Below are 22106 nucleotides of genomic sequence, written 5' to 3'. Positions count from 1 at the left end.
GCATCATGGGAAGACTATCCGGCAAGACCGCCTTGGTGACGGCGGCCGCGCAGGGCATCGGCAAGGCCAGCGCAGAGCTCTTCGCGCGCGAGGGCGCGCGGGTGATCGCCACCGACATCAACGAGGCTCTGCTGGCTCAGGTCCAGGGCTGCGAGCCGCGCAAGCTGGATGTCCTGAACCCGGACGCCGTCAACGCGCTGGCGACAGAACTCGGCGCGATCGACGTCCTGTTTAATTGCGCCGGCTACGTGCACACTGGCACCATTCTGGACTGCGACGAGAAGGCGTGGACGCTCTCCAACGACCTGAACGTCACGGCGCAATACCGCGCCATTCGCGCCTTCCTACCGGCCATGCTGGCGGCGGGCGGCGGCTCGATCATCAACATGGCCTCGGTGGCCAGCTCGATCAAAGGCGTGCCCAATCGCTTCGCCTATGGCGCGACCAAGGCCGCCGTCATCGGCCTGACCAAGGCCGTGGCCGCCGACTTCGTGGGCCAGGGGATCCGCTGCAACGCCATCTGCCCCGGCACCGTCGACACACCCTCCCTGAACCAGCGCCTGGCCGACACCGGCGACTATGCAGCCGCACATCAGGCGTTCACCGCCCGTCAGCCCATGGGGCGGCTGGGCAAACCCGAGGAGTTGGCGATGCTGGCGCTCTATCTCGCAAGCGACGAGTCCGCGTTCACCACCGGCCAAATCCACATCATCGACGGCGGCTGGATCAACTGATCCCCCAGAAGGCATAACCGATGAAGCTTCTCCGCTACGGCCCCAACGGCCAAGAGCGCCCAGGTCTCCTGGACCGCCAGGGCCAGGTCCGTGCCCTCTCCGGCGTCGTCAACGACATCGACGGCGCGGCTCTTTCACCCGACGGCCTGGCCAAACTGGCTAGGCTGGATTTGTCCAGTCTGCCAGTGGTCGCTACTCCGGGCCGTCTGGCCCCCTGCGTCGGCCGCGTCGGCAAGTTCATCTGCATCGGGTTGAATTACGCCGACCACGCCGCCGAAAGCGGTCTGCCGGTTCCGACCGAGCCCGTGATCTTCACCAAGGCGACCAGCGCCATCTGCGGGCCGGACGACGACGTCATCCAGCCGATAGGATCGACCAAACTGGACTGGGAAGTCGAACTGGGCGTCGTTATCGGCACGGAGGCTCGCTACGTCTCCGAAGAGCGGGCGCTGGAGTATGTCGCCGGCTATTGCGTGATCAACGATGTGTCTGAGCGCGCTTTCCAAATCGACGGCACAGGCACCTGGGACAAGGGCAAGGGCTGCGACACCTTCGGCCCGACCGGCCCGTGGCTGGTCACGAAGGACGAGGTCGGCGATGTCGAAAACCTTGGCATGTGGCTGAAGGTCAACGGCGAGCTCTTCCAGAACGGTTCGACCAAGACCATGGTCTTCAAGCCCGCCTTCCTGGTCTCCTACGTCTCGCGCTTCATGAGCCTGCAACCCGGCGACATCATCTCGACCGGCACACCACCGGGCGTTGGCATGGGACAGAAGCCGCCGCGCTATCTTGTCCCAGGGGACGTGATGGAGCTGGGCATCGAAGGCCTGGGCGCCCAGCGCCAGACGGTCGTCGTCGAGACGCGGGTCTGACATGATGCGCCATTGCCTTGCCCTAGACCTCGTGGACGACGCCGACGCCATCGCCCGCTATGAGGCCTGGCATGCGCCCGGCGCCGTTCCGGCGGCGGTGACGCGGTCCATCCGCGACGCCGATATCGTCGAGATGGAGATCTGGCGCGCCCACGACCGGCTTTTCCTGATCATGGAAACGGGGCCAGGCTTCTCGCCCGAGGCCAAGGCTGCTGCGGACATGGCCAGCGAGGATGTCCAGGCCTGGGAGCGCCTCATGTGGGAGTTTCAACGCCCCCTGCCCCATGCCCCGCCTGGGGAGAAGTGGGTGGCCATGCAACGCATCTACGCCCTGAGCCAGCAACCGTGAGGGCGCCTGTCCGGCCGAACTTGGTAGAAGCGCGCCGCCCAAGCGATCTGCGTCGCCTGAGCGCTTGGGAGACGATAGAAGTCAACGCGACAGCCGCGATGCGAACATATAGGAACCTGGCTTGACCGAGCGTAAGTACACGGCCCCGGCCCTGGAGAAGGGCCTCGACATCCTCGATCTGCTCGCTCAGCACGGTCAGGCCATGACACTGTCCCAGATCTCCGTGGCCCTGGGCCGGTCGGTCGGCGAGCTCTTCCGCATGATCCACGTGCTGGAATTCAAGGGCTTTATCGAGGCGACGCCATCCGGCGACGGCTACCAGCTGACCAACAGGCTGTTCACGCTCGGCATGGCGCGGGCGCCCGTGAAGAACCTGCTCGAAGCCGCCCTCCCCCTGATGCGCAATCTCGCTGCCGAGGCCGAGCAGTCCTGTCACCTCGCCATCGTCTCGTATGATGAAATCGTGGTGGTGGCCCGCATCGAGAACCCAGGCTATTTCGGCTACTCCGTGCGGACAGGTCATCGCCGCCCGATCGTAGAGGCGACGTCCGGCATGGTGCTGTACGCCTTCCAGCCCGAAGCCATTCAAGTCCGATGGCAGAGCGATATCTTTTCGGATGTCGACAACGCCGCTCGGGAGCGCTTCCTAGCAAACGCGGCGGGTGTTGCGAAGCAAGGCTATTGGCGCGCCGAGAGTGATCTTACGCCCGGCATCGTGGACATATCCGCCCCCGTCGCGGTCGACGGCGCTGCGATCGCCGCGCTCACCATGCCCTACATGGCGCGCAAGGGCGCGCGTCCTGTCGAAACCGCAATCGAGCTGCTGCGAACGACCGCTCGCCTGATATCGAGCGAGATACAGGGCGTGAGCTAGGCGCGGGCCTCGCGCGAGAACACGCCGTCGCTCGAATGCCTGCAACCCGCGATCTGGACACTCTGCGGGTTCGCCTAAACGCGACCAGCGTCGGGCATGAGTCGATGACGACCGCCCCCTCACGCGCCCATTTGGCCTGACCAAATTTGATCACTTAGCCCGAAGTTCACAACCATAGGTCAAAACCAAGGCAAGCTAAAGAACCGGTGGATGCAATTTTTTTCCTTTATTTTCAATATATTATAAGAAATACTACACGATCGCTACAAAGTTTCTTTCAAAAAAATCTATTTATATGAGAAATAATGCGTAGCTGGCCGCAGCGGGGAAACAGAAGCGGTCAGGCCAATATGAGCCGCCAAAAAAAGGGCGAGCCAGACAAGGAGGGAATAATATGAGTTTCAACAATGGTCGGACGCGCGCTCTTCGCATGGCGCTGCTGTCAGCGACGATCATCGGTCTTCCGGCCGCCGCAGTCGCTCAACAAACCGACGCCCCAGCCGCCGCTCAGAGCGACACCCTGGAAGCGGTCGTCGTGACCGGCTTCAAGCAGAGCTACGCCAACGCGATCCGCTCGAAAAAGAGCGCCATTGAAATCACCGACGGTATCTCGTCCGACGGCCTGGGCCGCTTCCCGGACCTCAACGTCGGCGAAGCCCTGCAACGCATTCCTGGCGTCCAGATCAACCGCGAGGCAGAAGGGCGCGACGCCACAATCAACCTTCGCGGCATGCCCGGCGAGTACGCGCGCACCACGCTGAACGGCCAATCGTTCGCCGGCCCCGCGCTGCTGCGCGACAACCAGGGTTCGCCGCTGGGCGCGTTCAACTCGGACATCTTCTCGGCCTTCGTGATCGCCAAGTCGCCGATGGCCAACACAACCTCGGGCGGCCTCTCGGGCAATGTCGATCTGCAGATCGCACCGGCGCTGTCGCGCAAGGATGGCGGCTTCGCCAAACTGTCCTATGAGCACAACACTCTCGGCGACCTGAACGCCCCGGCCGCGACGATTGGCTACAACAAGCACTTGACCGACGATCTCGCCGTCTTCGGGACCATCGCCTACAAGAAAGAAAACTTCCGCCGCGATACGGTCCGCCTGAACAACTACGACTATCTAACGGCGGCCATGACGGGCCTGACGCCGACCCAGTTCAACTCAACCTACGGCCAGTACTTCTCGCCGACCGCCTGCGCCAGCAATTCCACGTCGTATTGCCGCTCCCTGGGCCAAGCCCTGGGCCTGTCTCCGACCGCTGCGTCGGCCTTCGTGACCAGCAACACCGGCTCCACCTCCACCAACGGCGTCTGGGCTAACAGCGCTATCCGCCAATACACTCGCATGAACGTGGGGAAGGTCTGGTCGGGCTCGGCGGGCATCGAGTGGAAGCCTAACGACAACACCAAGGTCGGGCTGATCGGCTTCTCGACCGACCGCAACCTGCCCGACACGGTCCAATACTTCCTGATCAACTACGTCGCTCCGTCCGCGACGCCGGGCGCGGGTACGGTGATTACGCCGACGGGCACGCCGATCCAGACCAATGACGGCCGCTACCTGTACGAGAGCTACGGCTTCACCAACATGAACGGGCTTTCCTCGACCCGCCTCTACTCGCAACGCCAGAAATCCAGGGGCGTCATCGGGAATATCGACTGGAGCAACGAAAAGTGGCGCCTGGCCGCGGCCCTGAGCCTGTCGTCGGGCTCCAACGCCTCGGTCGAAACCTCGGTCGACGTCGTCAGCCCCACTCGCGTTGGCGGCAGCAACATCAACGGTTCGATCTCCACCGGTCTGGACGATATCGGAGGCTTCTCCTACGTCACCGGCTCCACGCCGCAGAATACGCTGGGCGCGGCCGGCACGACCTGGACCTGGGGCGGGGTCAACGATCCGGTCTCGTATTATAACAACGGCACCTCGGCCAACAGCTCGATCCGCCTCGGGATGGAAGGCTCGCAAAGCTATGCCAAGAACGAGCTGAACAGCCTGGGCCTAGATGGCGAGCGCTTCGTCGAATGGGGCCCGATCACGAGCATCCAGGGCGGCCTGCGCCTGGAACGCGAAAAGTACGTGTCCACGGGCTACCGCGTCTTCGGCTACGGCATCCAGACGTCGAAGATCACGCCGGACATGCTGAGCACCGCGCCGTTCGTGGATGACTTCATGGGCGGCATCGCCGGCAACTACACCAAGAACTGGCAGACCCTGGACATCCGCCGCTTCCTGGGCGCGGTGACCCCTGTTGCGGTCTTTCCGGGCGGCAGCCTCTCGCCGACCGGCCTGAACATCCAGTACGCGGACGGCGCCTACTTCGACAAGAACTTCACCAACGAGAACGATATCAATCAGTTCTACATCCAGGCGAAGTACGATACCGAGGTTCTGGGCCATCGCGTTCGCGGCAGCTTCGGCGGTCGCTATGAGGACACCGTCAATACGATCACGGTCCTGGACCGGAAGACTCCGCCGGCCAACTCGATCGGTTCGCCGAACGATTTTGTGACCACCCAATACAAGAACAAGTACGACTTCTTCCTGCCGTCGGCGATCTTCGTGGCCGATGTCACGGAGGACCTCGTCCTGCGCGGCGCCTACTACAAGACCTACGTCCGCCCGCACCCGCGCCAGTACTCGCCAGCGACCAAGGTCAACCCCGGCCAGATCCTGAACAATGGTCTGAGCTCTGGCTCGGTCAGCGTCTATGACGTCTCGGTCCAGATCGGCAATAACAAGCTGCGCCCCTACATGGCCGAATCCTTCGACCTGTCATTGGAGTGGTACAACCGCCCCAACGGCCTGGTTTCGCTGGCCTATTTCCACAAGAACATCACCGGCCGCATCGCGACGACGACGGATACGTCGATCATCTGCCCGGCGGACGGCTCGACCTGGGGCTTCGGCGCTCTGTCCTGGGACGGCACCTACTGCAACGCCACCAGCCTCTCCACCGCCACCCGGCAGGTGCACGTCAACGCCAGCGGCGCCTACAACCTCGACAAGCCGACCACCGTCGAGGGCGTCGAGTTCAATATCCAGCAGAACCTCGACTTCCTGCCCGGCTTCTGGAAGAACTTCGGCGGCAGCTTCAACTACGCCTACACGACGTCGAAGAGCCCCGCGATCGCTCCGTTCCCGGGCATCTCCAAGCACAACGTCAACCTGATCGGCTACTACGAGACGCCAAAGTATGGCATCCGGGCGGTCTACAACTATCGTTCGGACTACCCGCTGAACGCCAACGGCACTTACACCGGCGGCGCACGCTCGGTCAGGGCGCGCGGCCAGCTGGACATGTCGGCCTCCTACAACGTCACCGACACCTTCACGCTTTCGGTGGACGCCTACAACCTCACCGACTCCGCGCGGTTCGAGTTTGAAAACGACCAAAAGGTCTCGCGTTGGGTCGACTACGACGGCCGCACCTTCACCGTGACGGCGCGCGCCACCTTCTGATGACTAAGGCCGAGGGGCCGCTCCACTAGCGGAGCGGCCCCTACCCCTCCAAGCCACCGTGGCGGGCGATATCGAGCGAGGTCGCTCACCGGTGGCGTCTACAACGAAATCTGGTTGCAGGCCGGCGCGTGGCCGAGCGGCCGGATCGGCGCCATCTGACCGATAGCGCCGAAAAAATGCGTCGCGACTGCAAGCGCGACGCAAGTCCGCCTCCCCCTTGCCCGCCACGTTCGCCCCCCGTTGACGTGGCGGGCGTCTCTTTGCAGCACCACTAGCTAGGGGACGCCCTTTGCCTATTCACCGCCGGCCCCTCATCCAAGCCTTGCTCGCCTAAGGACAACCATCTCCAATGGTCAGTTCCCTATGCATCCGACCGACTTGTCGCCTATGGCTTCAAGGGCGGAAAAGTCGTTCTGAAAGCCGAGCAGAGCACCGCTGGCGCCCCGGCCAGCATCGTCGTTGAGCAGGATCGGACACGCCTAACCCCTGACGGCCAGGATGTCGCTGTGCTCAACATGTCGGTGCGCGACAAGGCGGGGGTCATCGTGCCCAAGGCCGCCGTCCGGGTGGACTTCGAACTGACCGGCGCAGGGCGATTGATCGGCATCGGCAACGGCGACCTCAATTGTCACGAGCCCGACAAGGCCTCCTTCCGCACCACCTACAACGGCTGGGCGCAAGCGCTTGTCCAAACGCGCAAGACACCCGGCGACATCCGCCTGACGGCGCGCGCCGAAGGCCTAAAGAGCGCGGTCGTGATGCTCTCTAGCCGCTGAGGCGACGCCGAGAGGTGATAACCGGCGCATGAGGCGACCACCCTGACCGTTCCGGCGAAGGGTGGTCGCCTTTCGACTATTGCGCCTCGCGCGTGTTCGTCACCTTGCCGAAGATCGGCGCTTTGACCGTCGTGAGACGTTCGGCGCCCTCGCCTGTCAGGTCGAAGAACACGATCCGGTTGGCGCCGGATCGCATCCACGGCGCCGGGGTGTACAGGGTGTGCACGGGCCCAACGGACCAGAAGCGTCCCAGATTGCGATTTCCAAGCCAGAGTTGGCCTTTGTGAAGGCCGCGCATGTCCAGATAGGTGTCGGCAGGCCGGTCGACCGTCATCTCCACCTCGTAGAAGCAGGGACCAACGCAGGGCTCGGCCGACATCGGCAGCTTGGACACGTCATCCATCGGCAAACGGTACATGCGCCAGTCGTTCAGCGGCTGCCCCTCCAGGGTGACCTCGCCGGTCAGCCCCGCCTGTTCAGTCCGGATCGCGCGCGAGTAGTTCACGCGCCCGGTGTTCTCGACCAGGATATCCAGTGTCGCCGCTCCCGTCCGCTCAGGCAGGGTGACGGCTTCCTGATCAAGGCGCCGGTCGATCACGCCTACCAGCTTCTGGTCGACATAGACCTGCGCGTAGCTGTGGACGCCCTTCAGCGTCAGCATGCCACCTTTGCCCGGGCGAAGCGGGACGCGATAGAGGACATAGCCGTAGTTCTGATCCAGCTCCTCGAACGTCAGCGGCCGATCGGCGAGAACGGGTTCAGGAAGGTTGCGCCAAAGCGAGGCGCTGCGCTTCACGGACGAGACAGGGAAGGTCTTGGCGAGGTTGGGCGCGGGCGTCGGCGCGGGCGGCTTGCCCGTGACCTCGGAGATAACCGACGCCAGAAGCCCGTACTTGTAACGGGGGTTGCCCGCCTCATCGAGTGGCGCGTCGTAGTCATAGCTGGTCGTGTCGGGGTGATAGTCCTTGCCCGTATGCGAGTCCGCGCCGTTCATCCAGCCGAACGACGTGCCGCCGTGGAACATATACAGCGATACCGAGTAGCCGCGCTGCAGCATGAAGCGTAGCTCTTCGGCCTCCTTACGGCCGTCGGTCTCGTGGTGCTCCTCGCCCCATTTGTCGAACCAGCCAGCCCAATATTCTCCGACCATCCGGAGACCGTCAGGGCGGTAGGTTTCCAGCTTCGCGAGCGACTTCTCAGCGCCGCCCGATCCGAAATTGACCACGGATGGCAAGTGCGGCAGCGAGCCCTTGGCCAGGTCAGACGCCTGGTTGGACGTGAACAGTATGCCTTCAGCCAAGCCGGCCCGCCGGTAGGTCGCTTCCAGACCTTCGAGATAGGCCTTGTCGTCGCCGAACGCCCCGTATTCGTTCTCCAACTGCGTCGCGACGATTGGGCCGCCGTTCTTCAGAAGTAGCGGTTTCACCTCTTGCCCCAGCCGCACCATCCAACGCTCCACGGCGGCGGTGTACTTGGGCTCGGTGGAGCGCAGGAGGACGCTGCGGTCCTTCAGCAGCCAGGCCGGATAGCCGCCGAGCTCCCATTCGGAGCAAACATAGGGACCAGGACGCAGGATCACGTCCAGGCCCTCGGCCTGCGCCGCGCGAATGAATGCGGCCAGATCGTTCTGACCGGTGAAGTCGTACACGCCAGGCTGCGGTTCGTGCACGTTCCAGAAGGCATAGGTCGTGATGGTATTGAGACCCATGGCCTTCGCCTTGCGCAGGCGATCCCCCCAATAGGCGCGCGGGATGCGGACATAGTGCATCTCAGCCGAGATGACCTGGTAGGGCTTGCCGTCCTTCAAGAAACCGGCGCCACTGACCTCGAAACGCCGCGCCGGAGCCGCCGCGCCTGCGGGCAACGGCGCCAGCGCCGACGCCGAAAGCGCCGCGCAAAGCATAAATCCAAAAAGCGGCCTCATATCTTCTTCCTTACGAACTTCAACCAACACCTCCTGCGCACGCCAAGTCAGGCCAGAAACCCGCGCGGATCGAAACGTCTCTTCCCTAGGTGAATTTCCGTCCTTAGCGCTGATTGCGTTTAGGAGAGCGGAGCGGCCGTCCTTCTCGCTGTGGAGCGGTACGGCCTTGTTGTGGCTATGGACCTACGAGCCGCTAGCCGGCCGAAGAGCCCATCAGCTAAGGCGGAATCTATACATTTGAGCGTCAAAGCGGCGGCGACCAGCGAAATGGTCGAGGGGCGCCCAGGCGTTCCCGTGTTCAAGCCCCCCTCCCAATTCATGTAAGCCGTTGAGCGCTCAAGCTTCTGCTCACGAAGGATTCCCCTCCGCGCCCGTCGTCGCTAGCCCTGTATGCCTCGGCTCTCGGCTCTTCCCGGCCCACCAAATCGCCCCCCATAGAGCGATCAAGATAGTTTCTCATATAAATATTATTTTCTAGCCAAATCTCTCGACAGCAAAGCAGGCCCTTGTTCGGCGGCGCCGGCGCTTGGCGCCGGACGCCGAGTCGCATCCGTGTTTTGACCCGGCGGGTGACACACTCATCGCCGACCTAGGGGCGGCTGAGACGGAAGGGGCGATCGGCGCCGCTATCAGGCGCAGGCGCTGTGGACGGGGACGACACACAGAGTGAACAGGTCGCGCCGGCGCGCCTTTTGAAGCGTAGTCGCCAGCCCTAGGCGCAGTATCCGCCCACGGCGACTGTATGCACGAATACATCGGCCGCGCGCCGGAATCGAACTTGGCCGGCTCCTCGAGGAGCGTTACGAGACACGCGTGGACAAGGCCTCGCAAAAGCCTCTGTGGACCGATCTCGCGATGGCGTTCGCCCTCGTGGCCGTCTGCCTGCACGTGCTAATCCCGAGCGGATACATGCCGGTATTCGCCGCCAATGGCGTTCCCACCATGGTGATCTGCACGGGCGCGGGTCCCAAACTGGTCACGGTCCAGAGCGGACAGCCCGCCAATCCGGAACCCGCCGACGACCAGTCCCACAACGACCACCATCAAAAGTCCAAGTCCGATTGCGGCTTCTCGGGCCTGGCGCAAGCCGCCCCCTCAAGCGAACCGCAACTGACGCTAGCGCCAGCCGCGCTCGTCGCCGCCGCGCGCCTTGGCCCCCTCGCCGGCCGCGAGCTGACACTGCCGCTGCGCGCACGGCCACCGCCCCAGACCGGACCGCCGATCCAAGCCTGACGCCTCGCCCGCGCGCTGGCCGCTTGCGGCTGCGCACGCCTACGTCAGCTCAGATCGGTGTCCTCCCATGCCGCATGTCATCCTCCCTGCGAGGGGCCAAATGGCCCTGTCGCCGCGCGTCGCCCTCTCCAGTCTTGAGGCGCGCGCATGATCCGCTCAGCCCCCAACGCCGCCGCCGCGGTCGCCGAGCACCTTCGCGACCAGATTGTGCAAGGCCTGCTCCGCCCAGGCGTGCTGCTGCGCCAGGAGGCCGTCGCGGCCGAGCTTGGCGTCAGCCGTATCCCGGTCTTCCACGCCCTGGCCAAGCTGGAATCGGAGGGCCTGATTGAGATCTCGCCCAACCGCGCGGCCTTCGTTTCCACGCCCAGCGCGCGCCGCTGCCTGGAGATCTTCGACCTGCGCCGGCTCCTGGAAGGCGACATGCTGGCCCGCGCCATCGGCCAGCATACGCAGCGGTCCTTGCGGGCTGTTCGCGCTGTGATGCTCGAACTGGAGGACGACGAAGGCCCACGCGCCTGGATCGCCGCCGACCGTCGCTACTACGCCGCTCTCTATGGCCCGGCCGAGCGCGACCTGACGCTGCTGACGATCCAGAACCTGCGCAACGCCGTCGATCGCATCTATCTGGCCAGCGAGCTTCCGGTGCTCGACCGCGACGCCTGGATCGATCGCTATCAGACGCTGTTCGACGCCGTGACGGCCGAGGATCGCGAGCGCTCGGCGCACCTGCTCGGCGAGACCATCGGCGCCATGCAGGCCCTGGTCGCCAGCCTCTTGCCAGATCAACCCGCCAACGGAACGACGGGCTCTTAGGCCCCCGTCGGGCGACGGCGTTGCGATGCGGCGGGTTCCCCCTCGCCCAGCCGAGCGCCGTCCAGGCGCCGCGAGCCTTGTCGGAGGTTCGCGGCGTCACCGCCCTTTTTACCTCACAGGGGCCGTAACGACTTCGGGTCGATACGCCTCCTGCCAAAAGCAATCTCTCAGAACCGCGCCGGGGGGCGCTAGAACACCATGAAAATCGCACTCTTCCTCGGTAGCGCCGTCGCTTTGATCGGCGCGCCGTCTCTTGGCCTGGCTCAGGCCTCGTCGAGCAGCTGGGTCAGCGAGGTCGTGATCACCAGCCCACGCGGCAGCTTCACCGCGCCAAACGCGCTAAGCGCCACGCGCACCGCTACGCCGGTCGAAGAGATCCCGCAATCGATCCAGATCCTGACGCGGGGGCTCATCGAGGACCAGGCGCTGCAGACCCTGTCGGGCGCCCTGGTCAACGTCTCAGGCGTCACCCCGACCAGCACCGAACAGACCGTGCTGCAGCCGCCGATGATCCGCGGCTTCCCGGTCAGCTACTATTTCGACGGCGCCCCGACCTATCAGTTGCCGGCCGGCATCGCCGACCCGGCCACCCTGATCAATGTCGAGCGCATCGAGGTCGCCAAGGGCCCGACCAGCACGCTCTATGGCGGCGGTTCAGGCGCCCCGCTCTCGGGGATCATCAATGTGGTCTCCCAGGATCCGGGCGAGACCTTCGGCGGCACGGTCGCCCTGCGCGCGGGCAGCTTCAACACCCTAGGGGCCGACGCGGCGATCAACCTGCCGGTCAACGACAAGGTCGGACTGCGCCTGGCCGGCATGACCGAGAAGGCCGACAGCTATATCGACCACATCGACAGCCGCCGCTACGCGATCTTCCCGACCCTAGCCGTCGAGATGAGCGGCAAGACGCGCCTAGTCGTTCGCGGCCGCTACAACCATCTTGAGCAGCGCGAATATGCCGGGGTGCCGGCGGGGCTGACCTTCGCGCCGTCGCTAATCATCGACCGCTACAAGTTCGCCGGCGCCCTGGACGCGCCGCGCACCCGGATCACCAACAAGCAGCTGACCGCCAACCTGACGCACAAGATCTCCGACAAGGTCGAGGCCAGCGTCACGGCCAGCCGTTACGAGGGCGCGTTCAAGGAATGGTCGTCCTTCCCCTACGGCGAGATTGGCGGCACGGTCTACAACTTCGGCACGGCCTATCTGCCTTCGGACACGACCGAGAACTACGTGACCGGCAGCCTGACCGCGCGTCTGGGCGAGGGCCTCGTCCGCCATCAGGTCCTAGTGGGCGCGGACTATGACAAGACGCGCTACTTCGGCGCGATGTACTTCAACCCGGCCTGGGCGACCTTGGACTACGCCGCCGCGCGTCCCTATGCCGCCTTCGGCGGCAATCCGCCGTTCTTCTTCGACCAGAACGACCGCATGCGCACGACGGCGGTCTTCGTTCAGGACCAGATCGCCATTGGCGAGCGCCTAGACATCACGGCCGGACTGCGTTGGACGACACTGAAGATCCAGAGCAATGTCGGCGCTGCGACGGCCGACACCGACAAGCGCCTGACGCCGCGCATCGGCGCGACCTATCGGATCGCCAAGGGCGTCTCGGCCTTCGCCGGCTACGCGGAGGGCTTCAAGGGCGTGGTCGCGGGTGGCTTCTACGGTATCACCCCCAAGCCGGAAACGTCCCAGTCCTATGAAGGCGGCCTGAAGTTCGCGGCCCCCATCAAGGGGCTGACCGGCACGGTTTCATTTTATCAGATCACCCGTCAGAACGTGATTACGGCCCACCCGACGATCCCGTTCGCCTCGGTGCAGACGGGCGAGCAGCGGTCGAAGGGGGGCGAGACCGATCTGGTCTACGAGCCCTCCCCGGCCCTCTCGGTTCTGTTCAACTACGCCTACACCGACGCCGAGATCAGCAAGGACAACACCTTGCCCGTGGGTGATCGCTTGCGCGCCGTACCCAAGCATTCGGGCCGTCTGGCGGCCAACTATCGCTTCCTGGCCGGCGATCTGAAGGGCCTCCGGGTGGGCGGTGGCCTCACCGCCATGTCCAGCCGCGAACTGACCTTGCCCAACACAATCGCCGCCAAGGGCCTGGCTCTGATCGACGCCCAAGCGTCCTACGATCTGGGCGTCGTCCGGATCGGCCTGTCGGTGGTCAATCTGGCCGGTCGCAAGGGCTTTGAGCCTTACCAGTACTTCGGTGGGCCCTACGTCATCCCGACCCAGCCCCGTTCGGCGTTCGTCAGTCTGCGGACGCGCTTTTGATCCCGCAGTGCCGGGGAGGCCAAACCATGAGCGGAGCAAAACCATGAAAATAGATCGTCGCGCCCTGCTGGGCGGATTGACCGGGATGGCCGCCCTGGCGCCTTTCCTGACCCTGGAGTCCGCAGCCGCTGCTGTGGCGGCACAGCAGGATCCCGTCGCGCTGTCGGCTGACGCCCATGAGCGGCTAATGCAGGTTCCGGGCCTGCGCATGCACGGCGACGAACAGGTCGCAATGCTGCTCTATCCGGGGTTCACGGCGCTGGACCTTGTTGGTCCGCACTACTTCTTCGCCTGCATGATGGGCGCGAAAGTCCATCTGGTCACCAACCAGTCCAACCTGGCTCCAGTGCCAAGCGATCTGGGGCTGGCCATCGCGCCGACGACGACGCTCGCCGATTGTCCCGCCGACCTCACCCTGTTGTTCTGCCCGGGCGGCACAAACGGGACGATCGCCGCGGCCTCCGATCCCGCTACGCTGACCTTCATGGCGGACCGCGCCGCGCGGGCCCAGTGCGTGACCAGTGTCTGCACAGGCTCGGTCATCCTGGGCGCGGCGGGGCTTCTGAAGGGCCGACGCGCGACTTCGCACTGGGTGGCGCGCGAGCAGCTTTCCCGGTTTGGCGCCACGCCGGTCGACCAGCGCGTCGTTCGCGACGGAAAGGTCATCACCGGCGCCGGGGTTTCGGCCGGCCTGGACCTGGGTCTGACCGTCGTCGAAATCCTGCGCGGACGCCCCTACGCCGAGGCCCTGATGCTGCAGGCGGAGTACAGTCCCGCGCCGCCCTTCCCAGGCGGGACGCTGGCCAATACCGATCCGGCCATCGGCGGTCCGATGAGCGACATGTTCACCGCCTTCCGAGCCGAGGTGGACAAGCTCAAGCCGCTCTAAGCCTCGGACGCAACACCCCAAACCCCTCCGCTCGATCTCGAGCAGCTCCAGACTCTCGCCTACAATACAAGGTCTTGTTCCATGTCTCTTCGCATCGTGCTGCTGGCGTCCGCGTCTCTGGCCCTGGTGCCCCCGGCCTTCGCCGATGAGGCGCCGCTCGCCGCCAAGTCGTCGCAGGATGGCGTCGCTTTCACGGTCGGCGAGGTTCAGATAACGGCTGCTGGGGCCGCCGGCTCGGCCAAATCCCTACTGACCTCGGTGGACCGTCTGGGCGGCGATGTCGCCCAAGCCGCCAATGTCGACTACGCCTGGGAGCTGATCGGCAAGATGCCCGGCGTTCTGGTCACGGACTTCAACCAGGGCACGACCAGCGGCAAGTTCTCGTTTCGAGGCTTCAACGGCGAAGGCGAAATCAACGCGGTGAAGCTACTGGTCGACGGCGTTCCGTCGAACGGGAACGACGGCAACATGCCGTATCTCGACATGGTGTTTCCGCTGGACATCGCCGGCGTCGAGGTGGTGCGCGGCACCAGCGACCCACGCTATGGACTGCACGCGATCGCGGGCTCGGCCAACATCATGACCCGGGTTGGCGGCACGTACCTGGACGCCAAGGTCCTGACGGGCTCCTACGCGACCTACGACGCCCAAGCCTCGGCTGGCTACGAAACCGACAAGATCAGCCAGAACTACCTGGTGGCCTATCGCGAAGCCGACGGCTACCGCGATCATGGCGCGCTTGATCGCCTCAGCCTGGCGGGCAAGTGGTTCTATCGTCCCACTGACAGCCTGCGAGCCGGTCTGATCGCTCGATACTACAAGGGCTCGGCTCAGGAACCCGGCTATCTGACCGCCGGACAGGCCGCGAGCGCGCCGCGATCGACCAACGCCTACAACCGCACCGACGGCGACACCCGCAAGATGGGCCAATATAGCCTGCACCTGGACTGGACGCCGACGTCGGCCCTGTCGTGGTCGAACTCGATCTACGTGAACACGCTGCGCGATGATCGCTATGTGAAGTTCTCGGCGACCACCAGCCAGCAGCGCCGCTACACCGATGAAGATCACTGGGGCGCGATGAGCGCCCTGCGTTACGAGCCCCAAATCGCCTCGCTATCACGCCTGGTGTTCGAGATCGGCGGCGACGTTCAGCGCCAGGACAACATCTCGCTGCGCTTCAACACCGTCGAGCGCGTGGTCTCCAGCCAGACCCGCAACCAGAAGTTCTCGCTGACGGTCGGTGGCGTCTATGCCCAGAGCGTGATCGAGCCGACCGACTGGCTGACCCTGACGCCAGCCTGGCGCATCGACTGGGTCGATGGCCGTTTCCTGAACCGCCTGACGGGCGTGGCCGCTCCCGTCAACGACTACGGTGCCATTCAGCAGCCGAAGTTCAGCGTGGCCGTGCGTCCGGTCCATGACGTCACGGTGTATGGCAACTGGGGCAAGAGCTTCCAGGTTGGCGTCGGCTCGGGCGCCTATCTGATCGCGCCACGGGTCACCGATCTTGCTCCGTCGATCAACGAGGGCTGGGAGGCGGGTGTCCGCTACGCGGCGACTGACCGTCTGACCGCCCGCCTGGCGATTTGGGGCCAGACCGCAACGGGCGAACTCAAGCGTAAGCTCAACGATCCCAGCGGTGATTTCGACAATCTGGGCGCCACCAAGCGCGAGGGCGTCGATCTGCAGGTAGACGCCAAGCTGACGCCGCGCTTGAAGGTCTGGGGCGCGGCGGCCTGGCAGCGCGCCAAGATCCGCACGCCGGACCCCGCCACGCCGGCCCTGAAGGGCAATAGGATCGACCACGTGCCCGCTCGGATGTTCTCTGGTGGCGTCGACTTCACCGCGACGGAGAAACTGACCCTCTCGGCCTCAGCCTCCGGCCAGAGCGCCTATGAGCTAACGACCAGCAACGATCGGGGCCGCTATGGCGACTACGTCTCGCTCGATCTCGACGCCACCTACAAGGTCAATTCGCGCCTGGCGCTTTCGCTGCAAATCAAGAACCTGACGGACGCCGATCGCGAATATGTGTGGTGGGACGGCGCACAGACCCTGCATAGCCCGGCCGACGGCCGGACCGCCTTCGTCTCGGCTCGGGTCCGCTACTAGCCATGTCCAGCCGGTCGAAGCCCTCGGTTCGGGCGTTCGCGCGACAGGTCCACCTCTGGCTGGGCCTGTCGATCGGCGTCCTGTTCGCCGTGGTGGGGCTGACCGGCTCGATCCTGGTGCTCTACACCGCGATCGACGACGCCCTGCATCCGGAAATCCGGTTGCAAGGCGCGGCCCCGCCGCCGTCCTGGGAGCGGGTCTACCAGACAGCTCGCGCCACCTATCCGGAGAAGACCGGACCCTGGCGCTTCGAGGCGACCGAGGCGGGCGGCGACATCCCGGCGCGCTACTACAAGCCTCCGGAACGCGCCGATCGCGACTTCGCGCCGATGATGGTCTGGTTCTCCGCCGACGGCGGACGGGTGCTGCGCCGCGACTATTGGGGCGAGTACGCGATGACGTGGGTCTACGACCTGCATCATCGTCTGCTCCTACAGGCGACCGGCGGCGCGATCCTGGGTTGGTCGGGGCTGGCCATGCTGGCTCTGATGGTCGCTGGCCTGACGGCTTGGTGGCCGCGCCGAGGCGGATGGCGCAAGGCGCTGCGGATCAAGCGGCGCGCCGCACTGGTTCGTAAACTCTACGACTGGCACAAGCAGACAGGGTTGTGGTCGTTTGGTCTTCTGGCGCTTCTGACCCTAACTGGCGTTCTTCTGGCCCTGCCCAAGGAGTCCGAAGCGGTCCTTACACCCATACTCGGCCCACCCGCCATCGCGCCGACGCTCGACAAATCCGCCGCGTTCGATCCCGCCACGCGCATCTCGGTCGACCGGGCCGTAGCAATCGCCCAGTCCGCTCTTCCTGGCGCGGGCATAGCCTGGATCGAAACGCCGTCGACTGACAGCGGCGTCTATCGCCTGCGCATGCGGACGCCAGGTGATCCTAGTCATCGCTTCCCACATAGCTTTGTCTGGGTGGCCCCCGCCACGGGCGAGGTCCTAGCCGTGACGGATGCAAGGCTAGCCGGCGCCCACGACATTCTGTTGAACTGGATTCATCCCCTGCACGACGCCTCGGTGGGCGGATTGCCCGGACGATATCTGGCCGTGATCGTCGGCCTTGCACCGGGCGCGCTGTTCATTCTCGGATTCGTGCGGTGGCGGCGGCGCGCTCACAGCCTTGGCGAGAAGCGGTGAGCAGAAGTAGTGTCCACTATCAGCTCCGGAGTTGGCGGCTTTGGTAGCGACGCCCACCGCTGCTGCCTGCCTCGCTTGATGTGCGGACTGCCGACCGAGGCGCGGCAAGTGCGCCTATGCCACGGCACATTAGTCTCGATATTCCAGCGGTCGGCGCAGCCGGGATGCCGCTTTCCTCGTCGCTTCAATCTTACAAACCGCTGCGTCGCCTGGGATCTCGCCGAGGTCGAAGCTTGGGTCGAGCAACGTCGACGAGAGTCACTCGCCAGCGCGGTCGCGAAGTCCCCAGCTCCCGACGTCCGTCTGCGTCGCACGCGTCCTGTCAAAGCGCCTCGCCGCCAGCAAGTCCTCCCCTCCCCGACTTCGTGATGCTGCTCGGGATCGCCGTTTCAAACACGCGGCGATCCCGAGCGGCGATTATGTCCAACAAGCGCCAATTGCTGACATTGGTTTGTATCCAAGATAAGGACGTTGAGCAGCGCGCCTGGATATTCTCGAGACTCCGTCGGCCGCCCCATCCACAGCTAGGGTCTTTGCCAAGGGCGACGGACCGTGCGTACGAAGCGCCGGCCTCAAATCCCCCGCGACGGCGGCCGGCCCAGCGCTTACACAGCCGCCGCGTTCGAAAGGCCCGACCATGTCCCTCCACATCGCCCTGCTGCGCGGCGTCAACGCCGCCGGTGGTCGTCTGATCACCGCCGACGACCTGACCCGCCTGCTGACCGATCTTGGTCACACCGAAGTCCGCATGGGCCCCAAGGTCGGCGACCTGCTGTTCGAGTGCGGCGAGCGCACTGGCGCGGAACTTCAGGCCCAGATCGAAACCGAGCTGATGGCGCGCCTGGGCCTGCGCACCGATGTCTATGTCCGCACCGCCGAGGCCTGGCGGGCCCTGGTCGCGGCCAACCCGTTTCCGGACTTCGCGGCGGCCGATCCGGGCTGGCTGATGACTCTGTTTTGCAAGGACACCCCCGACAAGAAGGCCATGGGCGCCCTGCGCGCGGCGATTCGCGGAACCGAGCAGGCTCGAGCCGAAAGCCGCCAGATCTATGCGATCTATCCCGACGGTATTGGCGGCTCGAAACTGACGACCAGTCTGGTCGAGAAGACCCTCGGCACGCGGGTCACGGGGCGGACGTGGACGGCGGTGCTGGCGCTCGCCGAGATGCTTGAGCCGATCTAGTCCATCACTGGCTTTCTTGTCGCCATCGTCTCGCCCCTCTTCAACCGTGCTGGCTTTGGCGAACGGCACGACGCTTCTGAGGTCCGCTTGCCGGCAAGACGCCGACGGTGCGGGCTAGTCCGCTGAGTGACGCAAGACCTTGTAACCAGCCTCAAGGAACTTGGTAGGCGCGGATGAAAGTGTCCGCGGCCGCCTCGGCCAGTTCCTGTTCGCTGACCACCATGACATACCCTTCCAGCAGCCGCTGGATCGGTCCTGCCTCGCACAGGGCCTGGAACTGGTTCACCGCGACCCAAGGGTCGGCGCGGCGCATGCGCCCTTCGTCCATCGCCCTGGCGAAATCGCTGGCCATGCGAATCCAGCCGCGCTTGGGTCCATTCTCGTAGAACAGTTTGCCCAGATCCGACTTGGCCCCTTCGGCATAGACGATGCGGCGGAAGGCGATGACCTCGTCGGTCGTGATGAACGCTACAAACTTTAGCGTGAAATCACGGATGGCGCCTGCCAGATCCGTACTGCTGTGGAAGGCGTCGAACAGCGGTTCGACCTGCGTGGCCCCCTTCTCCAACATCACCGCGACGAAGAGGTCCTTCCTTCGAGGCGAAGTAGCTGTAGAGCGTCTGCTTGGACCCGCCCACGCGCGCCGACACCTCGGCCATGCTGGTGGCGACATAGCCCCGCTCCAGGAACAGACCCTTGGCGGCGTTCAGAATGGCTAGCCGCTTCTCCTCGCTCTTCACCCGCATCTGCTCGGTATCTCCAAATTTCTTTTCTGGACCAACCTGTACGATTTTCACTTGACCGCGCCATGCGGAAATATAAATAGACCGGACTGTACGGTTTGAAAACGAGCGACTGATGCCCTTCACGCCCCCCAGCCGCGCCGTGATCGCTGGCCTGCTGCTGTCCAGCGCTCTTGGCGCCTGCGCCGCCCTCCCCAAGACGCCGCCCGCCCAGACGTTGAACACCCCCGCCGCCTACGCCTCGGAAAGCAGCATGGCCGCTTCGCCAACCACCGCTTGGCCAGACGATCAGTGGTGGACCGCCTATGGCGACGCACAGTTGAACGGCCTGATGGACGAGGCCCTGGCCGGCGCGCCAGACCTGGCGAAGGCCAGCGCACGTCTGGCCAAGGCCCAGGCGGCCACGGCCCAGGCGCGTTCGGTGACCCTGCCGAGCGTCACGGCCAATGGCTCCTACGCCTCGGTCAGGCAAAGCTACAACAACGGCATCCCGGCCGCCTTCGTGCCCAAGGGCTACAACGACAGCGGCCGCGCCACGCTGGACTTCGCCTGGGAACTGGACTTCTTCGGCAAGAACCGCGCGGCCCTCGCGGCGGCGACCTCGGACGCCGAAGCCGCCAAGGCCGACGCCGCCGAGGCGCGCCTGGTTCTCTCGACCAACATCGCCGCCACCTATGCCGATCTAGCTCAGCTGTTCGCCGACCGCGACGCCAGCCAGGACGCCGCGCGAATCCGCCAGCAGTCTGTCGCCCTAACCGCTGAGCGCGCCGCCAACGGCCTCGAGAACCAAGGCGCGGTCGAACAAGCCAAGTCGCGCCTAGCCACGGCTCGCGCCGATCTGGCGACAACGGACGAGCAGATCGGCCTGACTCGTAACAAGCTCGCCGCCCTGTTGGGCGCCGGTCCGGACCGAGGCTTGGCGATCGCGCGTCCAACCGGCGGACCAATAAAGGCGTTCGGCCTGCCGGCCGATGTCGGCGCGGACCTGATCGGCCGCCGCCCCGACGTGGTCGCGGCCCGCCTGCGCGCCGAGGCCGCCCGCCTGCGCATCAAGCAGGCCAAGGCCCAATTCTATCCGAACGTGAACCTTTCGGCCTATTTCGGCCAGCAAGCGCTCGGGCTGGATCTCCTTGATAGCGCCACCTCGCGCGTCGGCTCGATCGGCCCGGCGGTGAGCCTGCCGATCTTCGAGGGCGGCGCCTTGCGCGCCAACTATCGCGGCGCGGCGGCAGACTACGACCTGGCCGTGGCCAGCTACAACGGAACCCTGGCCAAGGCGCTGCAGGACGTGGCCGACGCCGCCGTCAGCGCCCGCGCCCTGGACGCGCGCCTGGCCCAAAGCCGCGCCGCGCTGGAAGCCTCGACCGCCGCCCACGCGATCGCCGTGCAGCGCTATCGCGGCGCCCTGTCGACCTATCTCGACGTGCTGACGGCTGAGGACGCGATGATCGCCAACCAGCGGGCGGTCGCCGACCTCGAGACCCGCGCCTTCACCCTGGATATCGCGCTCGTTCGCGCCCTCGGCGGCGGCTACCACGCCACCTGATCCCTTTCGGAGCCCTTCCATGTTTGACAACGAAGCCAGCGAAAGCCCCGCGAGCACCATGACGCCCGCTTCCACCTCGTCCGCCGCCTCCGGCGCCAAGCGCAAGCAGTTGTTCGCCGGCCTCGCGGGCGCGGTGCTGGTCACCGGTCTCGGCTGGGGCGCCTGGTATGCCCTGGTGGGCTCGCACCACGTCGAAACCGACAACGCCTATGTCGCCGCCGACGTCGCTCTGGTAACGCCGCTGGTCGCGGCTCCCGTGCGCAGCGTCGCCGTCAGCGACACCCAGCCCGTCAAGCGGGGCCAGATCCTGGTGACTCTCGACGACAGCGACGCGCGGATCGCCCTCGCTTCGGCCGAGGCAGAGCTGGCCCGCGCTGAGCGCCGCGTGCGCGGCTATCTGGCCACAGACGACAGCCTGGCCGCCCAGATCGCCGCCCGAGAGGCCGACCAGTCGCGCGCCGCCGCCAGCCTAGCCTCGGCCCAGGCCGACCTTGAGCGCGCCCGGATCGACCTGGGGCGCCGCAAAGCCCTGGCCGTGAACGGCGCGGTCTCCGGCGACGAACTGACCCGCGCCCAGAACGCCTTCGCCAACGCCCAGGCGGCCTGGACCTCCGCCAAGGCCGCACAGGTACAGGCGCAGGCCAACCGCGCAGCGGCCGTCGGCTCCTTGGCCGCCAACGCCGCCATGACGGCCGGCGCCACGGTCGAGACCAACCCCGAGGTCGCCGCCGCACGCGCCCGCGTCGAGCAGGCGCGCCTTGACCTAGACCGCACCGTCATCCGCGCGCCGATCGACGGCCTGATCACGCGTCGCAACGTCCAGATCGGCCAGCGCGTCGCCCCAGGCGCGACGCTGATGCAGGTCGTCCCGATCGCGCAGGCCTATGTCGACGCCAACTTCAAGGAAGGCCAGCTGCGCAAGGTCGCCATCGGGCAGCCCGTCGAGCTGAAGGCCGACCTCTACGGGGGCTCGGTGACCTATCATGGCAAAGTCGTGGGCCTGTCGGGCGGCACCGGATCGGCCTTCGCCCTGATCCCGGCCCAGAACGCGACCGGCAACTGGATCAAGGTCGTTCAGCGCCTGCCCGTGCGGATCGCGCTGGATCCCGCCGAACTGAAGGCCAATCCGCTGCGGGTCGGCCTTTCGATGACGGCTGACATCGACACGCGCCGCTGAGCCCA

17 protein-coding genes and 2 pseudogenes are annotated in these 22106 nt (G+C 65.4%); 16 read left to right on the top strand and 3 right to left on the bottom strand.

What is annotated here, in order from left to right; genetic code table 11:
• The first annotated feature begins 5 nt into the window (after nt 1-5).
• The 6 genes from CSW59_RS08955 to CSW59_RS21320 all read left to right on the top strand — a co-directional run bounded on the left by CSW59_RS08955 (nt 6) and on the right by CSW59_RS21320 (nt 7062).
• Nucleotides 6-734, top strand: coding sequence for an SDR family oxidoreductase (locus tag CSW59_RS08955; protein ID WP_099443711.1), 729 nt, complete (start codon nt 6-8; stop codon nt 732-734).
• A gap of 20 nt (nt 735-754) precedes the next feature.
• Entirely contained in the window at nt 755-1606 is an 852-nt protein-coding gene (locus tag CSW59_RS08950) for a fumarylacetoacetate hydrolase family protein (protein WP_099443710.1), read from the top strand.
• Nucleotide 1607: 1 nt separating this feature from the next.
• A complete protein-coding gene (locus CSW59_RS08945) occupies nt 1608-1955 on the top strand; it encodes an L-rhamnose mutarotase (RefSeq protein WP_369825757.1) in 348 nt (115 codons plus the stop codon).
• Nucleotides 1956-2076: 121 nt separating this feature from the next.
• Nucleotides 2077-2829: an IclR family transcriptional regulator gene (locus tag CSW59_RS08940; RefSeq protein ID WP_099443709.1), complete on the top strand. Its 753-nt coding sequence runs from the start codon at nt 2077-2079 to the stop codon at nt 2827-2829.
• 394 nt (nt 2830-3223) lie between these two features.
• Nucleotides 3224-6286 (top strand): TonB-dependent receptor, encoded by a 3063-nt coding sequence (locus CSW59_RS08935; protein WP_099443708.1) that lies wholly within the window; start codon nt 3224-3226, stop codon nt 6284-6286.
• A 413-nt stretch (nt 6287-6699) separates the two neighbouring features.
• A complete protein-coding gene (locus CSW59_RS21320; RefSeq protein ID WP_369825761.1) occupies nt 6700-7062 on the top strand; it encodes a hypothetical protein in 363 nt (120 codons plus the stop codon).
• Nucleotides 7063-7138: 76 nt separating this feature from the next.
• Here CSW59_RS21320 and CSW59_RS08925 read toward each other — a convergent pair whose 3' ends face one another.
• Complete coding sequence (locus tag CSW59_RS08925) at nt 7139-8986, bottom strand: beta-galactosidase family protein (protein WP_201722757.1); 1848 nt, start codon at nt 8984-8986, stop codon at nt 7139-7141.
• Between the two features lie 813 nt (nt 8987-9799).
• Here CSW59_RS08925 and CSW59_RS08920 point away from each other — a divergent pair.
• The 8 genes and pseudogenes from CSW59_RS08920 (at nt 9800) to CSW59_RS08885 (ending at nt 18635) form a co-directional block, all read left to right on the top strand.
• On the top strand, nt 9800-10219 hold the full coding sequence (locus CSW59_RS08920; protein ID WP_099443706.1) for a DUF2946 family protein: 420 nt from the start codon (nt 9800-9802) through the stop codon (nt 10217-10219).
• Between the two features lie 147 nt (nt 10220-10366).
• The gene (locus CSW59_RS08915) at nt 10367-11032 is read left to right on the top strand and encodes a GntR family transcriptional regulator (RefSeq protein WP_099443705.1); all 666 of its coding nucleotides are present in this window, start codon (nt 10367-10369) and stop codon (nt 11030-11032) included.
• A 172-nt stretch (nt 11033-11204) separates the two neighbouring features.
• Nucleotides 11205-13312, top strand: a pseudogene (locus tag CSW59_RS08910) (TonB-dependent siderophore receptor); the annotation flags it as partial.
• Between the two features lie 26 nt (nt 13313-13338).
• A pseudogene (locus CSW59_RS08905) lies at nt 13339-14201 on the top strand (DJ-1/PfpI family protein).
• An 81-nt stretch (nt 14202-14282) separates the two neighbouring features.
• Nucleotides 14283-16316: a TonB-dependent receptor gene (locus CSW59_RS08900; protein WP_099443703.1), complete on the top strand. Its 2034-nt coding sequence runs from the start codon at nt 14283-14285 to the stop codon at nt 16314-16316.
• Nucleotides 16317-16318: 2 nt separating this feature from the next.
• A complete protein-coding gene (locus CSW59_RS08895) occupies nt 16319-17452 on the top strand; it encodes a PepSY domain-containing protein (RefSeq protein WP_099443702.1) in 1134 nt (377 codons plus the stop codon).
• 78 nt (nt 17453-17530) lie between these two features.
• The gene (locus CSW59_RS08890; protein ID WP_099443785.1) at nt 17531-17821 is read left to right on the top strand and encodes an AlpA family transcriptional regulator; all 291 of its coding nucleotides are present in this window, start codon (nt 17531-17533) and stop codon (nt 17819-17821) included.
• A 268-nt stretch (nt 17822-18089) separates the two neighbouring features.
• Complete coding sequence (locus CSW59_RS08885) at nt 18090-18635, top strand: DUF1697 domain-containing protein (protein ID WP_099443701.1); 546 nt, start codon at nt 18090-18092, stop codon at nt 18633-18635.
• 151 nt (nt 18636-18786) lie between these two features.
• Here the strand turns inward: CSW59_RS08885 and CSW59_RS08880 are convergent, their stop codons facing one another.
• Complete coding sequence (locus CSW59_RS08880; RefSeq protein ID WP_236632188.1) at nt 18787-19206, bottom strand: TetR/AcrR family transcriptional regulator C-terminal domain-containing protein; 420 nt, start codon at nt 19204-19206, stop codon at nt 18787-18789.
• Nucleotides 19124-19294 (bottom strand): TetR family transcriptional regulator, encoded by a 171-nt coding sequence (locus tag CSW59_RS21315; protein ID WP_236632193.1) that lies wholly within the window; start codon nt 19292-19294, stop codon nt 19124-19126. The genes CSW59_RS08880 and CSW59_RS21315 overlap by 83 nt, the downstream gene beginning before the upstream one ends.
• Nucleotides 19295-19493: 199 nt before the next feature.
• Between CSW59_RS21315 and CSW59_RS08875 the strand changes: the two genes are divergently transcribed.
• Entirely contained in the window at nt 19494-20924 is a 1431-nt protein-coding gene (locus tag CSW59_RS08875; RefSeq protein ID WP_099443700.1) for an efflux transporter outer membrane subunit, read from the top strand.
• 19 nt (nt 20925-20943) lie between these two features.
• Complete coding sequence (locus tag CSW59_RS08870; RefSeq protein ID WP_201722756.1) at nt 20944-22101, top strand: HlyD family efflux transporter periplasmic adaptor subunit; 1158 nt, start codon at nt 20944-20946, stop codon at nt 22099-22101.
• The last annotated feature ends 5 nt before the right edge of the window (nt 22102-22106 follow it).

This window comes from Caulobacter sp. BP25, from assembly GCF_002737755.1.
In the GTDB taxonomy this organism is placed as follows: domain Bacteria; phylum Pseudomonadota; class Alphaproteobacteria; order Caulobacterales; family Caulobacteraceae; genus Caulobacter.
Note: the sequence above shows the minus strand (reverse complement) of the source record. Positions and strands in the feature narration are given on the sequence as shown.

Bases quoted from the DNA above. Each gene is read 5' to 3' on its own strand.
- CSW59_RS08885 (WP_099443701.1), top strand. From the start codon at position 18,090: ATGTCCCTCCACATCGCCCTGCTGCGCGGCGTCAACGCCGCCGGTGGT.
- CSW59_RS08935 (WP_099443708.1), top strand. From the start codon at position 3,224: ATGAGTTTCAACAATGGTCGGACGCGCGCTCTTCGCATGGCGCTGCTG.
- CSW59_RS08950 (WP_099443710.1), top strand. From the start codon at position 755: ATGAAGCTTCTCCGCTACGGCCCCAACGGCCAAGAGCGCCCAGGTCTC.
- CSW59_RS08925 (WP_201722757.1), bottom strand. From the start codon at position 8,986: ATGAGGCCGCTTTTTGGATTTATGCTTTGCGCGGCGCTTTCGGCGTCG.
- CSW59_RS08945 (WP_369825757.1), top strand. From the start codon at position 1,608: ATGATGCGCCATTGCCTTGCCCTAGACCTCGTGGACGACGCCGACGCC.
- CSW59_RS08900 (WP_099443703.1), top strand. From the start codon at position 14,283: ATGTCTCTTCGCATCGTGCTGCTGGCGTCCGCGTCTCTGGCCCTGGTG.
- CSW59_RS08875 (WP_099443700.1), top strand. From the start codon at position 19,494: ATGCCCTTCACGCCCCCCAGCCGCGCCGTGATCGCTGGCCTGCTGCTG.
- CSW59_RS08955 (WP_099443711.1), top strand. From the start codon at position 6: ATGGGAAGACTATCCGGCAAGACCGCCTTGGTGACGGCGGCCGCGCAG.
- CSW59_RS08870 (WP_201722756.1), top strand. From the start codon at position 20,944: ATGTTTGACAACGAAGCCAGCGAAAGCCCCGCGAGCACCATGACGCCC.
- CSW59_RS08880 (WP_236632188.1), bottom strand. From the start codon at position 19,206: ATGTTGGAGAAGGGGGCCACGCAGGTCGAACCGCTGTTCGACGCCTTC.
- CSW59_RS08915 (WP_099443705.1), top strand. From the start codon at position 10,367: ATGATCCGCTCAGCCCCCAACGCCGCCGCCGCGGTCGCCGAGCACCTT.
- CSW59_RS08890 (WP_099443785.1), top strand. From the start codon at position 17,531: ATGTGCGGACTGCCGACCGAGGCGCGGCAAGTGCGCCTATGCCACGGC.
- CSW59_RS21315 (WP_236632193.1), bottom strand. From the start codon at position 19,294: ATGGCCGAGGTGTCGGCGCGCGTGGGCGGGTCCAAGCAGACGCTCTAC.
- CSW59_RS08895 (WP_099443702.1), top strand. From the start codon at position 16,319: ATGTCCAGCCGGTCGAAGCCCTCGGTTCGGGCGTTCGCGCGACAGGTC.